The sequence below is a fragment of the Streptomyces sp. MBT53 genome, assembly GCF_016654115.1.
Lineage (GTDB): Bacteria > Actinomycetota > Actinomycetes > Streptomycetales > Streptomycetaceae > Streptomyces.
This window is the reverse complement of sequence record NZ_JAEQAZ010000095.1, coordinates 17,721-33,441: the sequence shown is the minus strand read 5'-3', so window position 1 is coordinate 33,441 and position 15,721 is coordinate 17,721. Positions and strand designations below refer to the sequence as shown.

Genomic DNA, 15,721 nt, shown 5'->3' with positions numbered 1-15,721 from the left:
ACGGCGGAGGCGTCGGCCGGGAACGCCGCAGAGGTATCGGTCAGTGGCATGGCGGAGGTGTCGGCCGGGGCGTCCGTGGAGGTATCGGCCAGTGGCACGGCGGAGGCGTCGGCCGGGGCGTCCGTGGAGGGCTCCACGGGGGCCTGCGCCGAGGGCCCGGCCAGGGGCTCCGCCGGAGGCACGGCGGAGGTATCGGCCGAAGACACAGCTTGAGCGTCGGCCAAGGCGGGCACGAAGGGCTCCACGGGGACCTCCGCCGAAGACCCGGCCAAGGGCTCCACCGAAGGCACGACGGAGGCGTCGGCCGAAGGCACGGCCGGAGCATCCGTTGCGGGTGCAGTTGGAGCCCCTACCGAAGGCATGACCGGGAGCGCATCCGGGGTCCCCGGCGAGGGCGCAGCCGAAGTCCCTGCCGAAGGCGCGGCCGGGAGCGGGGCCGTGGTCTCGACCAGGGTGTCCGCCGAGGGCACGCCCAAGCTCTTCACCACAGGCGCAGCCGAAGTCTCCGCCGCAGGCACAGCCGGGAGCGGAGCCGTGGTCTCGACCAGAGTCTCCACCGAGGGCACCCCCAAGCTCTCCACCACAGGCGCAGCCGAAGTCTCCGCCGCAGGCACAGCCGGGAGCGGAGCCGTGGTCTCGACCAGAGTCTCCACCGAGGTCTCCGCAAAAGTCTCCGTCGAGCTCTCCGCCGAAGGCGTGACCGGAGTCTCCACAGAGCTCTCCGCCGGAGGCGCGGTCGAAGGCGCGGTCGGCGGGTCCGTCGGGAGTTTCGGGTCGGGCTTCCGTTCGGTCGCGGGATCTTGTTGGTTGGTCATACCGCTTGGCCCGTCGTCTTGATGCGGTCGAGTTGGTCGCGGAGGAAGGTCGCGATGCCCTTCGTGTCCATGGCCCTGGTGCCGGAGGCGTCGAGGGTGATGAGGACGTCGCCGATGGCGGCGAAGCAGAGCATCTCGTCGAGTTTCTCGCCGGACACCTGCTTCGGCAGGAAGCAGCGTGCTTCCTTGTGGCCGGGGACGGTGGGCCCCTTGCGGAACACGTCCACCGTGTTCAGGATCTCGTTCTCGTACGTGACGAGGTTCCGCGCGGCCTTCTCGTCCATCTGGGCCAGCTGGACCTCGACGGAGTAGGTGTCGACGACGTCGGCAGGGCTTCGGACATAGCTGCGCATCGCGATGCCCTTGAGCTGCTCCCGGTCGATCTGCTTCTCCAACAGGAGCCGTTGGGAGCGGGGCAGGCCGCTGATCTCCTGCTTGCGCAGGGCCGTTGCCTCGCGGCCGGTGAGCTGCGCGTCCGCGCCGAACTCCGCGATGTCGGGCCCGCGGACGTAGTCGAAGTCGTACGGCCGCAGCATCGCGGCCAGTCCCTTCGCCGGCGCCGCCTTCTGCTGCGCCACGGAGTCGGGGAACTTCCATACGGGGGCGCCCGCGTCCCGGTCGGCGCCGTTGACGGTCACGACGGTGTAGCCCACCCCGCCGACGACGGCCACGGCGAGCAGGGCGCAGCCGACGACCGCTGCGACACGGCCCCGCCGGACCCGCTTCTTCGGGGCCTCGGCTTCAACTTCAGTCTCGAAGACCGGAGTTGACGGGAGTGCGCCGGACTGGTTCTCGGTCACAGTCGCTCCATCTGCCGCTTGGCCAGATCCATGATCTTCGCCTTCGTGATCGGCTTCGAGTCGTAGACCCAGATGTGCAGGGCGATATCGCCGCGGTAGGCATGCGCCTCGGCGCTGTAGCCGTCGTCGTCGGCGTGGTGGACGTACGCCTTTCCGTCCGCCGTGCCGGGGACGGTCCAGCTCTCGGTGTCGGGCTCCTGGTCGGCGTAGTAGAACGCGCCGGTGGTGGCGTCGTAGGCCCCGAGCTTGTCCTCCTGGCGGTACTGCACCAGCGAGATGTCCACCTCGCGCGAGCCCTCGTCCCACTCGATGACGGCCGCGCGCCGGAACTCCTGCCGGAGCTGGTAGCCGAGGGTGGCGTCCGGCTTCGTGTACGCCTCGGAGAAATCGGCCAGGTCCTGCCAGCCGTCGGTGCCCGCAGGGAAGAGCGCCGCCGTGGCTCCGCTCGGCTTCTTCAGCAGCAGTTTGCGCAGGTCACCGTCCGTCTTGACCCTACGGTCCTGCGCGGCAGACAGCCGTTCCGGCGCCGGGCCCTTCGCCTGCGTCAGCTTCGGCTGCGACAGCGCGGGCAGCTTGTCGGGTGCGCGGTTCGCCTGGACCAGGAAACCCGTGCACGTACCGGCGACCACACCGAGTACGGCTGCTACGGCGATCAGGAGCGCGGTGCGGCCACGGCGGCGCGGCGGCCGGGGCACCAATTCGGTTGATTCCTCGGGTACTTCAGGTACTTCAGGTACTTCAGGTACTTCCGAGACTGTTTCTTCGGGTACTTCCACAACGTCCCCCACGGACCATGGCATGCGCATTCCATATGCGCGCACAGGAGACTCATGGTCGTTGCAGGGAGTTGTAAGGAAGTTGATTACGATTCGGTCATGGCGAAGAAGCTCGTGATCAAGGTGACCGCGGGGGCCGACGCCCCCGAACGCTGCTCACAGGCGTTCACGGTGGCGGCGGTGGCCGTCGCCAGCGGGGTCGACGTCTCCCTCTGGCTGACCGGCGAATCCGCGTGGTTCGCGCTGCCGGGCCGCGCCGCCGAGTTCCAACTCCCGCACGCGGCACCGCTCCCCGACCTGATCGACTCCATCCTCGCCGCCGGCCGCGTGACGCTGTGCACACAGTGCGCGGCCCGGCGGGACATCACGGAGAAGGACGTCATCGAGGGCGTACGGATCGCCGGCGCGCAGGTTTTCGTGCAGGAGGCGATGGCCGACGGTACGCAGGCGCTCGTCTACTGACGCTGCGCCCCACGACGCCACTCCGATGTCCGCCCCCGCCGCTACCGTGGTGGAGAGGATGCCGAAGCTAAGGAGCCCGGTGACAACCCAGCCTGAGCATGGGCAGGAGCTGATCCCGCAGCCCGAACGAACGCCCGATGCCGTCCGCGTCGCCCTCGCGCATATCGCCCCCCATCGGCTCGGTGAGATGGAACGGCACAAGGAACAAGCACTCACTGCCGCCATCGCGGACGGCAAGATCGGGCACCTCCAGCACTGGCTCACGTACTGGCACGCGCAGGTTGAGATCGAGGGCCGCCCTGACCTGTCTGCCCGCTATCAAAGGGCCCTGGCAGCCGTGCACGGTACGGACAGCAAGGACGACCCCGCCTTCCGATTCGGCATGACCGAGCTGACCGCGGTCGAGACAGAGGCCGAACAGGCGGTTTCCGCGTGACCCGCTTCGCAGGCGGAGCCCCACCCGCACAACTGGGCTACTTCACGGACTCCACGAACACCGACCAGCTCGACGCCGAGAAGAGCAGGGCGCCCAGGGCGGGGTTCTTGCTATCGCGGACGGGGACGAGGGCGGGGATGTCGGCGGTGACTTCGAGGCAGGCGCCGCCCTCTTGGTTGCTGTAGCTGCTCTTGCGCCAGTTGGCGGCGGCCAGGAGGTCGTCGGAGACTTCGAGGCACTCGCCGCCCTCTTGGTTGCTGTAGCTGCTCTTGCGCCACGTCACCTGGGTCAAGTCGATGGCTCGCACTGCGCTTCCTCCCACACCCGCCGGATGAACTCGCGCGATTCGCCCGGGGAAAGGGCCAAATCGCGCACCAGATCATAACGAAGCTGGAGCCGCTCAACCTCCCTGCTTTCCTCGATCAGTTCGGCCGTGAAACCGGTCTCCACCCAGGCCACGGTACGTCCATCGGCGCCGCGCAGGAACATGGTGTTGGTGTTCGTCAGGGCGTGCAGCCCAACGGACAACGGGACCACCTGGATGGTGACGTTCTTGCGCTCCGACATGTGCCGCAAATGCTCCAACTGCTCCTGCCACTCGGCAGGATCCCGCGTCGGCGTGCGCAGCACCGCCTCGGAGATGATCGTGCGGAAACGTGGCGCGTCCTCCTCGGTCAGCAGCTCACGACGCCCCATGCGAGCCTCGACCTGTACGGCCAGCTCGTCACCGTCCAGCCCGCCAGCCGTCAGGAACTCGCGGGCGTAGCCCGGGGTTTGGAGCAGGCCAGGCAGGTTCGCGGAGGCGTAATGCCACAGGCTCACCGCATTCGCTTCCAACTCCATGTACGCGCGGTACTTCTCGACGAACTGCGTCGGATCCCCAACTGCCAGCTCCCACAGGGCCAGCAGCATCCCCGGCGTCCCGTAGTACTGGTCCAGCGCCTCCACGATCTCCGGGCTGCCCAGACTCCTGCCGCTCTCCATCTTCCCTAGCGTCGACGCGTCCCAGCCCAACTCCTCCGCCAACTCCCGCAGGCTCACTCCCTTCCCCGCCCTCAGTAACCGCAGCTCCTCCGCGAACCGCGCCCTAGGTTCATGGCTTCGTCCCGTGACCACCCTCCGCTGCGGCACCGCACCCTCCTGCTGTGGAATTTGTGGAATTTGGACCGCCCGCTGTGGAACTTGCGGCCGTTGACGCTGCTTTCGCCTCCGCCGTGGGTCATCCTCGTAACACCCCACGAATGCACAGAGTAGTTCAACTGTCGCATTCTGTATGGAAGTTGCACAAAAAGGAGGAGGAGCCGATGGAAACCGGAGCGCTGCTGTACGACCCCGCCACCGACAAGGTCGGCGAGTACCAGGACAAGTCAGGGCCCTACGCCCTGCTGCGCCCCGTCGGCGGTGGGCGCGAATGGCAGGCCGACCCCGCCTCACTGCGGCCGGCGACCGACCAGGAACGCCTCAGCGCCGAGGTCCGTGCCGCGAACGCCCGCGCGCGGACCGACGGGCCGTTCCTCGTCGCCATCCCGCCCCGGCCCGTCGCCGACTGCCCCGCCTGCACGGAACTGGCCGGGCTCCGGGCCACCGCCCGCACGGAACAGGACTACAGCGCCGAGACCGACGCGAACGTCCTGCTTCGCAAACACCAGATCGAGGCCCACCCCGGATGAACCGCCCACTGCCCCATCAGCTGATCCAGGTACTCCCGGTCCAGACGCTCCCGCCCCCGCTGATGCCGGTCGTACGACCCCCGGAACCGCCACCGGCCGCACCCGAGCCGCAGACACCCCCCACCCGCCGACGACGACGGTTCCGCACACCCCGCGCCCTGCGCGACGACGCCTTCTGGAGCGGCGCGCTCACGGCGCTCTGCATCGGCGGCCTGCTGATGGCGATCCTCGCCACGGCTTGATCGACGTCGACCAGGGCGAGGAAGCGCAGGCGGAACGGGCAAGCGCAGTCGACCCGGACCGCCGAACCAGCCGTCGCGTACCGGCCCGCGCGCCGATGGACGTCTTCCGGCGCCACCGGCGACGAACTGACCGCCCGGCCCGGGCCCTACCCGGCGGATCATGGACTGGGCCATGATGGTCGGCAACGTCGACGCCGTTGCCGCGCGGGCCGTGCGGGTTCGGGGATGAGGGGCACATGTCGGAGCCAGAGATCGATGCGGTCGTGTTCGACGTGCTCGGCACGCTCGTCGACGAACCCACCGGTATCCGCGCCGGTATCCGTGAACTCGACCCCTCGCTCGACGATCCCGGAGTCGAGCGGCTGCTGTCGCTGTGGCAGCGGCACATCGAGCGCGAGCAGCGTCGCGTCCTCGACGGCGTCCGGCCCTACCTCGCCAGCGACGTCCTCGACCTGGAGGCCGCCCGGCTCGTCGCCGATGCCGCCGGAGTCGACGACCCGGCCGCCGTAGCGGCACTGGCCCTGTCGGCTCGCAAGCTCCCGCCGTGGCCCGACACCTTGGCGGGGCTCGCCCGGCTCGCCGAACGGTTCCCGCTGATCGGACTCTCCAACGCGAGCCGGACGGCACTCCTGGGAATCAACGCCCAGGCCGGGCTGCGCTGGCACCAGGCCCTGTCCGCCCAGGACGCCCGGACCTACAAGCCGGACCCTGCGGTCTACCAACTGGCCGTCACCGTCTCCGGACGGCCTCCGGAGCGGCTCCTGATGGTCGCCGCCCACGCCTGGGACCTGCGCGGAGCACAGGGCGCAGGTCTGCGTACCGCCTATGTCGCGCGCCCCGTCGGCGACCCGCCCACCTCCTCGGACACCTTCGACCTGCACGCCGACGACCTGACCGGCCTGGCCGACCGACTGCTCCTCGGCTCGCGCTAGGTCTGTCGCCACAGACAGAACGGGTGCCCCGAGGGGTCCAGCAGAACCCGTACGTCGTCCTGCGGCTGATGGTCGTGCAGCACGGCTCCCAGGCCCACGGCCCGCTCGACCTCGCCCTCCAGGTCGTCCACCTCGATGTCGAGGTGCAGCATCATCTGCTGCTCGCCGGGGTTGCGGGTGGGCCACACGGGCGGGACGTACTCCGGCTCGGTCTGGAAGGAGAGGCCGGTGCCGCCGTCGGGCGGGCCGATGAGGACCCAGTCGGGTTCCTCGGCCCGGACGACGTAGCCGAGGAGGCGGAGGTAGAAGCCGGCCAGCTCGTGCGCGTCATGCGCGTCGAGCACCACGGTGGACAGTCTCGTAGGGGACATGCCCGCCCTCTACCCGCCCGCTCTACGGCCGGCGCTTCTTGCCGTCCAGCTCGTCCCACCACTCGTCGGACTTGGGGTCGCCGGACGGGTCGTCCCACCAGCGGTCGTCGGGGCCCCGGCGGTTGGCGACCATGGCGGCGACGGGCGGGATCACCATCGCGACCACACACATGCCGACGGCCACGGGCACCGACCAGATCCGCACGACTCCCCAGGCCAGGACGAAGAGTCCGATGCAGATGCCCATCATGACGAAGTACACGCGACGGCGACGTGCCAGCATGTTTCCAGGGTAGGCCTGGGCACGCCAAAGGGCCGCACCCAGGAAAAAGGTGCGGCCCTTCAAGCGCTACGACGGCGATCAGACCGCGATCGCCACCTCCGCCAGCCCGCCCGTCTGGGCGACGACCGTGCGGTCGGCGGTGGCGCCCGGGACGAGGGCGCGGACGGTCCAGGTGCCTTCGGCCGCGTAGAAGCGGAACTGGCCCGTGGCGGAGGTCGGGACCTCCGCGGTGAACTCGCCGGTCGAGTCCAGGAGACGGACGTAACCCGTCACCGGCTCGCCGTTACGCGTCACCTGGCCCTGGATGGTGGTCTCACCGGGCTTGATCGTCGAGGCGTCGGGGCCGCCGGCCTTCGCTCCACACATGGTCTGTCCTTACGGGGTTAGGGCTTGGGCTTGGTCGGGGCTTACTTGTTGGCGCCGAGCTCGATCGGAACGCCGACCAGGGAGCCGTACTCGGTCCACGAGCCGTCGTAGTTCTTGACGTTCTCGACACCGAGCAGCTCGTGCAGCACGAACCAGGTCAGGGCCGAGCGCTCGCCGATACGGCAGTACGCGATGGTGTCCTTGGCGAGGTCGACCTGCTCCTCGGCGTAGAGCTCCTTGAGCTCGTCGTCCGACTTGAAGGTGCCGTCGTCGTTGGCGTTCTTCGACCACGGGATGTTGCGGGCCGAGGGCACGTGGCCCGGGCGCTGCGACTGCTCCTGCGGGAGGTGCGCCGGGGCGAGCAGCTTGCCGGAGAACTCGTCGGGCGACCGGACGTCGACCAGGTTCTGCGAGCCGATGGCGGCCACGACGTCGTCGCGGAACGCGCGGATCGACTTGTTCTGCGGCTTGGCCTTGTAGTCGGTGGTGGCCCGCGCGGGGACCTCCTCGACCAGCTCGCGGGCGTCCAGCTCCCACTTCTTGCGGCCGCCGTCGAGCAGCTTGACGCTGTCGTGGCCGTAGAGCTTGAAGTACCAGTACGCGTACGAGGCGAACCAGTTGTTGTTGCCGCCGTAGAGGATCACCAGCGTGTCGTTGCCGATGCCCTTGGCCGAGAGGAGCTTCTCGAAGCCCTCCTGGTCGATGAAGTCACGGCGTACCGGGTCCTGGAGGTCCTTGGTCCAGTCGATCCGGATGGCGTTGCGGATGTGGTTCTTCTCGTACGCGGACGTGTCCTCGTCGACCTCGACGATGGCGATGTCCGCGTTGTCGAGGTTGGCCTCGACCCAGTCGGCGTCGACCAGGACGTCACTGCGGCTCATGCTTTTCTCCTCCGGGGCAGTTACGGCGGTGCGGTGCGTGAGAGAGGGGTGCGCGCTCGCGCGGGTGCCCTGACATCGAGGGCACGGGGGAAGACGGAAGCCTGCGCTTCCGCTCAGAAAGTGCGACAGAGCATGGCGGCGACGCGGCACAGGTCCACTGCCCGCCGCTTCGTGAGATCCGCCTGTTGCCTCATAGGGTCGATCGTAGGGACGGACGACGGGACATGTCACCGGTGTGTCGTATTTTGAGACGCGATCGTCCGTGATGTGAGATCGGCGGGGCGCCGACGGCCCCGTCACCGGGAATCCGCGCGCCCTCCGCCGTTACCGCAACTGCCGTACGGACACTGCCGTCTCGCCCCTCGGACAGCCGCCGTCCGCCGGACCTCGTCCGTCCTACCCGGCCAGCCGGACGTTCGAACCCTTCACCTTGATCTCCACACCGTTCTTCGCGGCCTGGACGGTGTCCAGCTTCACCCCGCCCGGCAGCTGGTCGATCGTCTGCTGGAAGTCGGTGATCGAGCGGATCCGCGAGTCGGCGAGGTCGACGACCAGCTTGGGCAGGTTGTCGGCGTGCACCTTCACGGTGTTGCCGTCCACGGTGACCGTGCTGAGCACCGGATACGTCGTCTCCTGGCCGCCGACCGAGATCTTGACGTCGACCTTGATCTTGCCGTCGCCGCCGTCGGAGAGGTTGACGACCTGCGCGTCGACCCCGTTGAAGATGTTCGTCGGCTCGGACTTGGCGGCCTTGAGCAGCTGGTCGTAGGCGATGCTCGCGGAGCCGGTCGCGCTGGCCGCGGTCGCGGTGCTGTAGCCGTTGGAGAACTTGACGTCCTTCATGTCGGCCTTGAGATCGTCGATCCGGATCGTGGAGGTGCCGCTGCCGGTCGTGTTCGCCGTCGTCGCCTCGTAGGTCTTGATGCCGAGTTCCACGTCGTCCAGCTCACCGGAGGCGACCTGGGTCAGGAAGGGGAAGCCCTTGATGGAGACATCGGGGGTGGAGGCGAGGTTCTCACTCGTCTTCACCTTGCCCGCCGCCTCGTCCTGCGCGAAGTAGACCGCGACCCGGTCCACCACCACGAACAGAACACCCAGAATCACCACGACGGTCAGAAGTATTCGTAGCCCACGCATTTACGGTGTTCCCCCACCTGACGGTCATCGACGAAAAGACGAAAACGCTGCAACGACCGTGTGGCCGCGAATCGCGAGCGTAGTCCCGCGAGATGCGTGCAGCAGGAAATTGTCGATCACCTGTGACAAGCGGCGTGGTTACGCCAGCGCGCGCCCCAGGACGTAGACCGCCGGGGCCGCCGCGGCGAGCGGGAGGGCCACACCGGCCGTGAAGTGGACGAAGCGGGACGGGTAGTCGTAGCTCGCCACCCGGTGACCGATCAGCGCGCAGCCCGCCGCGACCGCGCCCAGCAGCGCGCCCTTCGCGCCGAGGCCGGTCATCCCGCCGACCGCGATGCCCGCGCCGGCGGCGGCGAGCAGGGAGACGACGACCGAGGCCACGGTCGGCAGCGGCAGCGCGCGGGCCAGGATCGCGACCGCGACCGCCGCAGCGCCGACGGTGACCGCGTCCGGGTCGGCCGCGAGATGGCCGGTCGCGACGATGGCCAGGGCCGCCGAGGCGACCGTCGCCATCAGGCTGGTGATGCGGGTGTCCGGGTCGGCGTGCGAGCGCAGCTGCATCACGAGGGAGAGCAGGACCCAGACGCCGAGGGTGCCGAGGATCGCGGCGGGGCCGTTGTCCCGGCCGGCCGCCAGCAGCGCCACGTCCGCGACGAGCGCGCCCGCGAAGGCCAGCGCGATGCCCTGCCGGGCGGGCCACATCCCGTTCAGCCGGAACCAGCCCGCCGCCGTGACCGCCTGGAGCACGACGAGCGGCACGACGAGGGCGTACGACCCGATCTGCGCGGTGACGGAGAGGAGGAGCGCCAGGAGGGCGGTGAGGCCGGCGGGCTGCATCCCGGGTTCGATGATCGGCGAGCGGCCTTCGAGGCGGGCCCGCTGGGCGTCGGTGATGCGGGCGTTCCCGGCGAGGGAGGGCGGGCCGTAGCCGACCGCCTCGTCCGCGGCGGGGGGAGCCGGAGGCGCGGTCACGGGCGCGTGGGAGTCGTAACTCGGCGTCGGCGCCTGGTAGTTCTGCGGCGGGAAGTACGCCAGGTCGGACGCGGAGGGTCTGGACTGCTGGACCTGGGTGTCCCAGGTCTGCCCCTGCCACTGCTGGGTGTACTGCTGCGCGGCCTGCGGATCGTCGTAGGCCTGCTGCTGCCCGGGCCAGGCCTGCGCCTGCTGTTGCTGGGCCTGCTGCGGCTGTTGCTGCTGGGCGTAGGGGTCGTAGCCCTCGCCATAGCCCTCGTACGGCTGGTTGCTCATCGCTTCGCTCATCCTCCTGCGAACGGCGGGAGCACCTCGACCGTGCCGCCCTCGGCCAGCCGTACCGTCTCATGTCCGCGGGTGCCCACGGGGTCACCGTCGACGAGGAAGGAGCATCGCAGCAGTACGCGGGCGAGTTCCCCGGGGTGTCGCTCGCGCACCTCGGCGAGGGCGTCGGCGAGGGTGGCCGCGTCGTACGGCTCCTCGGCGATACCGGCCGCGGCCTTCGCGGCGGCCCAGTAGCGCACCGTGACCTTTGGCATCCGCTTCCTCGATCGATCGGTTCCTGATCGGTGTTTGCAACCGCCAGGCTAGCTGTCCTGTGAACCGGCCCAGCGTCCGATGCGGGCCAGGAGGTCGTCGCCGGCCGCGTGCTCGGCGTGGCCCATGCCGGGCTCCAGCCAGAGTTCGGCGTGGTCACCGGCGGCTTCGGCCAGCATGCGGGGGTGGTCGAGGGGGAAGTAGCCGTCGATCTCGCCGTGCACGACGAGCAACGGGGTCGGCGCGATGCGCGGGACCGCCTCCACCGGGGAGAGCGGGACGGGGTCCCAACCGCTGCGCTCGATACGGGTCTTGAGGCCGAGGCGGCCGACCAGGCGGCCCTCGGGGCGGGTCACCAGCCAGTGGAGTTTCCGCATCGGGGCGGTGCCCCGGTAGTACCAGCGGGCCGGCGCACTCACCGAAACCACCGCGTCCGTGTGCGCTTCCGTGCGCCCCCTGCGCCCCTGACCGTCCGCTTCACCCTCGGGGCCGTAGAGCGCCGCGTGCCGCAGCACCACCGAACCGCCCATCGAGAAGCCGACGGTGACCACGCGCGCGTGCCCCTGCTCCCGCGCCCAGGCGACCGCGGCGGCCAGATCGAGCACCTCGCGGTCGCCGACGGTGGACCGTCCGCCGGACCTTCCGTGGCCCCTGAACGAGAACGTGACCACGGCCCCGTACTGGGCGAACGCCTCGACCACCCGGCGCACGTGCGGCTTGTCCACATCGCCCGTGAAACCGTGCGCGACGACGAACACCAGGTCACCGGAAGATGGCGCGGAGGCGTCGTATACGGCCACTGCCGGGTCGTATACGGAATCGATCGTCACCCCGTCGTCGGTGTGCAGAAACGTCCGCAAAGGTGTGCGTCTGATCGTCTCAGAGTTCGGACGAACGGTGGATCGTGCCACATGACCTGCCGTACCAGCGCTCATGTGGGCTATTCTGCTGGACAGAGGACTCGGGCAGCGAAGCCCCCGGGTCCTTTTGTGCTTCCAGGAGCGTTGTATACGAAGCGGTACACCACGGGAAACCACAGGTGGCCGCCGGTGATACAGGGCCCCCGGGACCGCAAACGCTGTGCCGCATGACACACGTCCTCGCAGGGACCGAGGAGGAACCAGACTTATGAGTTCTCTGCTGCTCCTGACCAACGCCCTCCAGCCGTCCACGGAGGTGCTTCCGGCCCTTGGCCTGCTGCTGCACAACGTGCGTGTGGCACCGGCGGAAGGCCCCGCTCTCGTCGACACCCCCGGTGCCGACGTCATCCTCATCGACGGCCGCCGGGATCTGCCTCAGGTACGCAGCCTGTGTCAGCTCCTCCGCTCCACCGGACCGGGATGCCCGCTCATCCTCGTCGTCACCGAGGGCGGCCTCGCCGCCGTCACCGCCGACTGGGGCATCGACGACGTGCTCCTCGACACGGCCGGCCCGGCCGAGGTCGAGGCACGGCTGCGCCTCGCCATGGGCCGCCAGCAGATCGTCAACGACGACTCCCCCATGGAGATCCGCAACGGCGACCTCTCCGTGGACGAGGCGACGTACTCCGCCAAGCTCAAGGGCCGGGTCCTCGACCTGACCTTCAAGGAGTTCGAGCTCCTCAAGTACCTCGCCCAGCACCCGGGCCGCGTCTTCACGCGCGCCCAGCTGCTGCAGGAGGTCTGGGGCTACGACTACTTCGGCGGTACGCGGACGGTCGACGTCCACGTACGACGGCTGCGCGCCAAGCTCGGACCCGAGCACGAGTCGCTGATCGGGACCGTCCGGAACGTCGGTTATCGATTCGTTACGCCCGAGAAGGGCGAGCGGGGCGACCGGAGCGGCGAGGACGCCAAGCTCAAGGCGAGCGCCGCTCTCGCGGGTGCAAAGCCGGAGGATGCGGACGAGACGGCCGACTCGGCCGCCCTGGACGCGGCCGAGATCCCGGCACAGGCTTAGGCCCTGTCCGGGCCGGGCATCGCTTCCGCACGGCTACTCGTCGGTTCTCGTCGCTTCCGCACGAAGATGCTGTGCGGAAGCGACGAGAAGCTTCGAAACGCCCTGCCCAGGGCCGGTCAATCCGCGTAGACTCCGCGCGTGGCCAAGGTGACTCGGGATGACGTAGCGCGACTGGCGGGTACTTCGACCGCCGTTGTCAGCTATGTCATCAACAACGGACCCCGGCCGGTTGCCCCGGCCACGCGCGAGCGTGTCCTCGCCGCGATCAAGGAACTGGGGTACCGACCGGACCGGGTGGCCCAGGCCATGGCGTCCCGGCGCACGGACCTCATAGGCCTGATCGTGCCGGACGCGCGCCAGCCCTTCTTCGGGGAGATGGCGCACGCGGTCGAACAGGCCGCGTCCGAGCGCGGAAAAATGGTGCTGGTCGGCAACTCCGACTACGTCGCCGAGCGCGAGGTCCACTACCTGCGCGCCTTCCTCGGCATGCGCGTCTCCGGCCTGATCCTCGTCAGCCACGCGCTGAACGACCTCGCCGCCGCCGAGATCGAGGCCTGGGACGCCCGCGTGGTCCTTCTCCACGAACGCCCCGAGGCCATCGACGACGTCGCCGTCGTCACGGACGACCTCGGCGGCGCCCAGCTCGCCGTCCGCCACCTCCTGGAGCACGGCTACGACTACGTCGCCTGTATGGGCGGTACGGCGGACACCCCCGCCGTCGGCGACCCGGTCTCCGACCACGTCGAGGGCTGGCGGCGCGCGATGACCGAGGCCGGGCTGCCCACCGAGGGCCGGCTCTTCGAGGCGCCGTACAACCGCTACGACGCCTACCAGGTCGCCCTGGGGATCCTCTCCGGGCCCCGGCGGCCGCCCGCGATCTTCTGCTCCACCGACGACCAGGCGATCGGCCTGCTGCGGGCCGCCCGTGAGCTGCGGATCGACGTGCCCCGCGAACTCGGCGTGATCGGCTTCGACGACATCAAGGAAGCCGCCCTCGCCGACCCGCCGATGACGACGATCGCTTCGGACCGTCCGGCGATGGCCAGGGCGGCCGTGGACCTCGTGCTCGACGACGGGCTGCGCGTGGCGGGCTCCCGGCGCGAGCGGCTGAAGGTGTTCCCCTCCCGCCTGGTGACCCGGCGGTCCTGCGGCTGCGAAGCCTGACAGGACCACCGGTTCACGACTGCTCGGTCAGAACAGCAGGTTGTACTGGTTGTAGCCGGTACCCAGCTTGATCCGCGTCCCGAAGAGCGCGGTCGTCGCCTTGTTGGTGCCCGGGTAGAGCCACAGCGTGCCGCCCGAGTCGCGGGTGACGACATCCGCGATGCCGTCTCCGTTGACGTCGCCGTTGGAGACGTACGAGGTGAAGTTCCAGCCGGTACGGGCCTGGACGCGGGTCTTCCACGGGGCCTTCTCGACCTGGGTGCCCGCGTAGAGGTACAGGACACCGGAGGAGTTGCGGACCAGGAGGTCGGCGCGGCCGTCGCCCGTCAGGTCTCCGTGGCCGAAGATCTTGACGTTCTTCCACGCCTTGTTGACGACCTTGACCCGGCCGTAGAACTGGCCGTTGCCCTTGCCCGGGTAGAGGTAGACCGAGCCGTCGGCGTCCACCGCGACCAGGTCGGGGCGGGCGTCACCGGTCAGGTCGCCGGGGATCGCGTACGACTTGTAGCCGCCCCACACCGAGCTGATCTGCATCCACGTGAACTCGCCCGTGGAGTGGTCCAGATAGTCGCGGTAGATGTGGCCGTCCGTCTTGTCGCGGACGATCAGGTCCTGGTAGTAGTCCCGGTCCAGGTCGGCCTGAAGGCCCCAGCTGGCCGTCTGCCAGCCGCTGCCCAGGTAGGCGCGCTGCGCGAGCGAGGTGCCCTTGCTGTCCTGCTCGAACAGCCCGCCCGAGGGCGTACGGCCCAGGATGTCGGCGCGGCCGTCGAAGGACAGGTCGGTGTCGTCGATGCGCGGCTGGGCCGCCCAGGTGTAGGAGCCGACTTTGGTGAAGACCGGGTAGGCGCCCTTGGCGGTGCAGCCGGCGACGCCCCAGGAGACGATGCCGATGACCTTGTTGTCGACGATCACCGGACCGCCGGAGTCACCGTTGCAGGTGCTGACGGTGCCCGCGTCGGTGCCGGAGGCGGGGGTGCCCGCGCAGAACATCGAGCCCTCGATGAACTCGTCGTCCCCGAGGACCGTCTTCATCGCGCTGTTGCAGGTCGCGTCGTCGACGATCGGCAGCGTGGCCTTCTTCAGGTTCGCGGAGAGCTCGGTGCCGGTGCCGGAGGTCAGGCCCCAGCCGTAGACCGTGGCCTTCGCGCCCGGGGTGACGTAGCCGAGGTCGTTCAGGTAGGCCAGCCGCATCCACTGCTGGTCCAGGGGGCGGTCCAGGGTGAGGACAGCGATGTCGTTCTGGGCCGTGGTGGCGTTGAAGCGCGGGTGGTTCCACTGGTGCAGGACGCCCGTGACCGTGCCGGACGTGTCGTCGTACAGGCCGGTCGCACCGGCGAGTACGGCGCCGTTCTTGACCCAGTCCAGGCCCGCGACGCAGTGCGCGGCGGTGAGGACCTTGTTCGGGGCGACCAGGGTGCCGCCGCAGAAGTAGCCGTCGCCGCTCGTGTCGTCGTAGTAGGCGAGCTGGACCATCCACGGCGCGCTGGAGATCGTGGTCTCCGTGCCGCCGATGATGTACGGCGTCTTGGTCGCCGTCTTCTTGGCGGTCGCCTGGGTCTTGGCCGCGTCGACGACGCGGGAGCGCAGTTCCTTGTCGGACGCGGCGGGCTTCGGCAACCCCGCCTGGGCGGCGGCAGCGGCGGCGGACGGCAGTCCGGGCGGGCCGTCGGCGGCGGATGCGGGCTGGGCCGCGAGAACGCCGGCGCAGCTCAGCGCCAGCGCGAGGGCGGCGGCCGGGAGCGCCGTGGTGGGGCGTCTCAGACGGCCGCGCAGGGCACGTATCACTCGGGACTCCTGTGTGGGTGTCGTAGTGGGCCCGAGAAGGGCGTACGACGCGACCACGCAGGACCGACGACATGCTTTCCGTCATGCTTTCGGTGACAGCGCATGTACCGGCTCTGTTCGCGGAGCCCCCCTCCGGCCCGGAGATCGTAGGCAT

At 69.5% G+C, this 15,721-nt stretch carries 22 protein-coding genes; 7 read left to right on the top strand and 15 right to left on the bottom strand.

Translation table 11 applies throughout. The annotated features are described in order from the left end of the window. From JHN45_RS29980 to JHN45_RS29970, 3 genes are all read right to left on the bottom strand, one after another. Nucleotides 1-206 (bottom strand): hypothetical protein (locus JHN45_RS29980; RefSeq protein WP_201051659.1); only part of this gene is annotated, 206 nt, incomplete at its 3' end. 605 nt (nt 207-811) lie between these two features. Further along, nucleotides 812-1,615, bottom strand: coding sequence for a hypothetical protein (locus JHN45_RS29975; protein WP_201051657.1), 804 nt, complete (start codon nt 1,613-1,615; stop codon nt 812-814). After that, the gene (locus JHN45_RS29970) at nt 1,612-2,310 is read right to left on the bottom strand and encodes a hypothetical protein (RefSeq protein ID WP_307783224.1); all 699 of its coding nucleotides are present in this window, start codon (nt 2,308-2,310) and stop codon (nt 1,612-1,614) included. The genes JHN45_RS29975 and JHN45_RS29970 overlap by 4 nt, the downstream gene beginning before the upstream one ends. A 180-nt stretch (nt 2,311-2,490) precedes the next feature. On the opposite strand from JHN45_RS29970, the gene JHN45_RS29965 reads away from it, so the two are divergent. Beyond that, nucleotides 2,491-2,853 carry a DsrE family protein gene (locus tag JHN45_RS29965; protein ID WP_200717259.1) on the top strand — a complete coding sequence of 121 codons (363 nt, stop codon included), beginning with the start codon at nt 2,491-2,493 and terminating at the stop codon, nt 2,851-2,853. Between the two features lie 25 nt (nt 2,854-2,878). Further along, the gene (locus JHN45_RS29960) at nt 2,879-3,289 is read left to right on the top strand and encodes a hypothetical protein (RefSeq protein WP_201051654.1); all 411 of its coding nucleotides are present in this window, start codon (nt 2,879-2,881) and stop codon (nt 3,287-3,289) included. 37 nt (nt 3,290-3,326) lie between these two features. Here the strand turns inward: JHN45_RS29960 and JHN45_RS29955 are convergent, their stop codons facing one another. Further along, on the bottom strand, nt 3,327-3,596 hold the full coding sequence (locus JHN45_RS29955) for a DUF397 domain-containing protein (RefSeq protein ID WP_201051652.1): 270 nt from the start codon (nt 3,594-3,596) through the stop codon (nt 3,327-3,329). Then, nucleotides 3,578-4,420: a helix-turn-helix transcriptional regulator gene (locus JHN45_RS29950; protein WP_201051649.1), complete on the bottom strand. Its 843-nt coding sequence runs from the start codon at nt 4,418-4,420 to the stop codon at nt 3,578-3,580. Before JHN45_RS29950 ends, JHN45_RS29955 begins: the two co-directional genes overlap by 19 nt. Before the next feature lie 173 nt (nt 4,421-4,593). Here JHN45_RS29950 and JHN45_RS29945 point away from each other — a divergent pair, with 173 nt between their 5' ends. The 3 genes from JHN45_RS29945 to JHN45_RS29935 all read left to right on the top strand — a co-directional run bounded on the left by JHN45_RS29945 (nt 4,594) and on the right by JHN45_RS29935 (nt 6,133). Continuing rightward, the gene (locus tag JHN45_RS29945; protein ID WP_200717255.1) at nt 4,594-4,959 is read left to right on the top strand and encodes a hypothetical protein; all 366 of its coding nucleotides are present in this window, start codon (nt 4,594-4,596) and stop codon (nt 4,957-4,959) included. Continuing rightward, nucleotides 4,956-5,201, top strand: a complete 246-nt coding sequence (locus JHN45_RS29940; protein WP_201051647.1) for a hypothetical protein — start codon at nt 4,956-4,958, stop codon at nt 5,199-5,201. The genes JHN45_RS29945 and JHN45_RS29940 overlap by 4 nt, the downstream gene beginning before the upstream one ends. Before the next feature lie 236 nt (nt 5,202-5,437). Next, nucleotides 5,438-6,133 (top strand): haloacid dehalogenase type II, encoded by a 696-nt coding sequence (locus tag JHN45_RS29935; RefSeq protein WP_201051645.1) that lies wholly within the window; start codon nt 5,438-5,440, stop codon nt 6,131-6,133. On the opposite strand, the gene JHN45_RS29930 is transcribed toward JHN45_RS29935, so the two are convergent. From JHN45_RS29930 to JHN45_RS29895, 9 genes are all read right to left on the bottom strand, one after another. Further along, a complete protein-coding gene (locus JHN45_RS29930) occupies nt 6,130-6,504 on the bottom strand; it encodes a VOC family protein (RefSeq protein WP_201051638.1) in 375 nt (124 codons plus the stop codon). The two genes, JHN45_RS29935 and JHN45_RS29930, sit on opposite strands and share 4 nt — an antisense overlap. 22 nt (nt 6,505-6,526) lie before the next feature. Further along, nucleotides 6,527-6,787, bottom strand: coding sequence for a DUF3099 domain-containing protein (locus JHN45_RS29925; protein ID WP_200713953.1), 261 nt, complete (start codon nt 6,785-6,787; stop codon nt 6,527-6,529). A gap of 78 nt (nt 6,788-6,865) precedes the next feature. Beyond that, nucleotides 6,866-7,153, bottom strand: coding sequence for a DUF1416 domain-containing protein (locus JHN45_RS29920; protein WP_019064558.1), 288 nt, complete (start codon nt 7,151-7,153; stop codon nt 6,866-6,868). 41 nt (nt 7,154-7,194) lie between these two features. Next, complete coding sequence (locus JHN45_RS29915; protein ID WP_200713952.1) at nt 7,195-8,034, bottom strand: sulfurtransferase; 840 nt, start codon at nt 8,032-8,034, stop codon at nt 7,195-7,197. A 113-nt stretch (nt 8,035-8,147) separates the two neighbouring features. Then, nucleotides 8,148-8,228, bottom strand: coding sequence for a putative leader peptide (locus tag JHN45_RS54785; RefSeq protein WP_353963781.1), 81 nt, complete (start codon nt 8,226-8,228; stop codon nt 8,148-8,150). A 202-nt stretch (nt 8,229-8,430) separates the two neighbouring features. Further along, entirely contained in the window at nt 8,431-9,171 is a 741-nt protein-coding gene (locus JHN45_RS29910; protein ID WP_201051636.1) for a DUF2993 domain-containing protein, read from the bottom strand. 138 nt (nt 9,172-9,309) lie between these two features. Beyond that, nucleotides 9,310-10,419 carry a hypothetical protein gene (locus tag JHN45_RS29905; protein WP_201051634.1) on the bottom strand — a complete coding sequence of 370 codons (1,110 nt, stop codon included), beginning with the start codon at nt 10,417-10,419 and terminating at the stop codon, nt 9,310-9,312. A gap of 8 nt (nt 10,420-10,427) precedes the next feature. Beyond that, nucleotides 10,428-10,682: a MoaD/ThiS family protein gene (locus JHN45_RS29900; protein ID WP_200713949.1), complete on the bottom strand. Its 255-nt coding sequence runs from the start codon at nt 10,680-10,682 to the stop codon at nt 10,428-10,430. 48 nt (nt 10,683-10,730) lie between these two features. Beyond that, a complete protein-coding gene (locus tag JHN45_RS29895; protein WP_201051632.1) occupies nt 10,731-11,615 on the bottom strand; it encodes an alpha/beta hydrolase in 885 nt (294 codons plus the stop codon). Nucleotides 11,616-11,808: 193 nt separating this feature from the next. Here JHN45_RS29895 and JHN45_RS29890 point away from each other — a divergent pair, with 193 nt between their 5' ends. Continuing rightward, nucleotides 11,809-12,618, top strand: coding sequence for a response regulator transcription factor (locus JHN45_RS29890; protein ID WP_200713947.1), 810 nt, complete (start codon nt 11,809-11,811; stop codon nt 12,616-12,618). 138 nt (nt 12,619-12,756) lie between these two features. Then, a complete protein-coding gene (locus JHN45_RS29885) occupies nt 12,757-13,782 on the top strand; it encodes a LacI family DNA-binding transcriptional regulator (RefSeq protein ID WP_200713946.1) in 1,026 nt (341 codons plus the stop codon). Between the two features lie 27 nt (nt 13,783-13,809). On the opposite strand, the gene JHN45_RS29880 is transcribed toward JHN45_RS29885, so the two are convergent. After that, a complete protein-coding gene (locus JHN45_RS29880) occupies nt 13,810-15,567 on the bottom strand; it encodes a trypsin-like serine protease (RefSeq protein ID WP_201051630.1) in 1,758 nt (585 codons plus the stop codon). Nucleotides 15,568-15,721 lie beyond the last annotated feature (154 nt).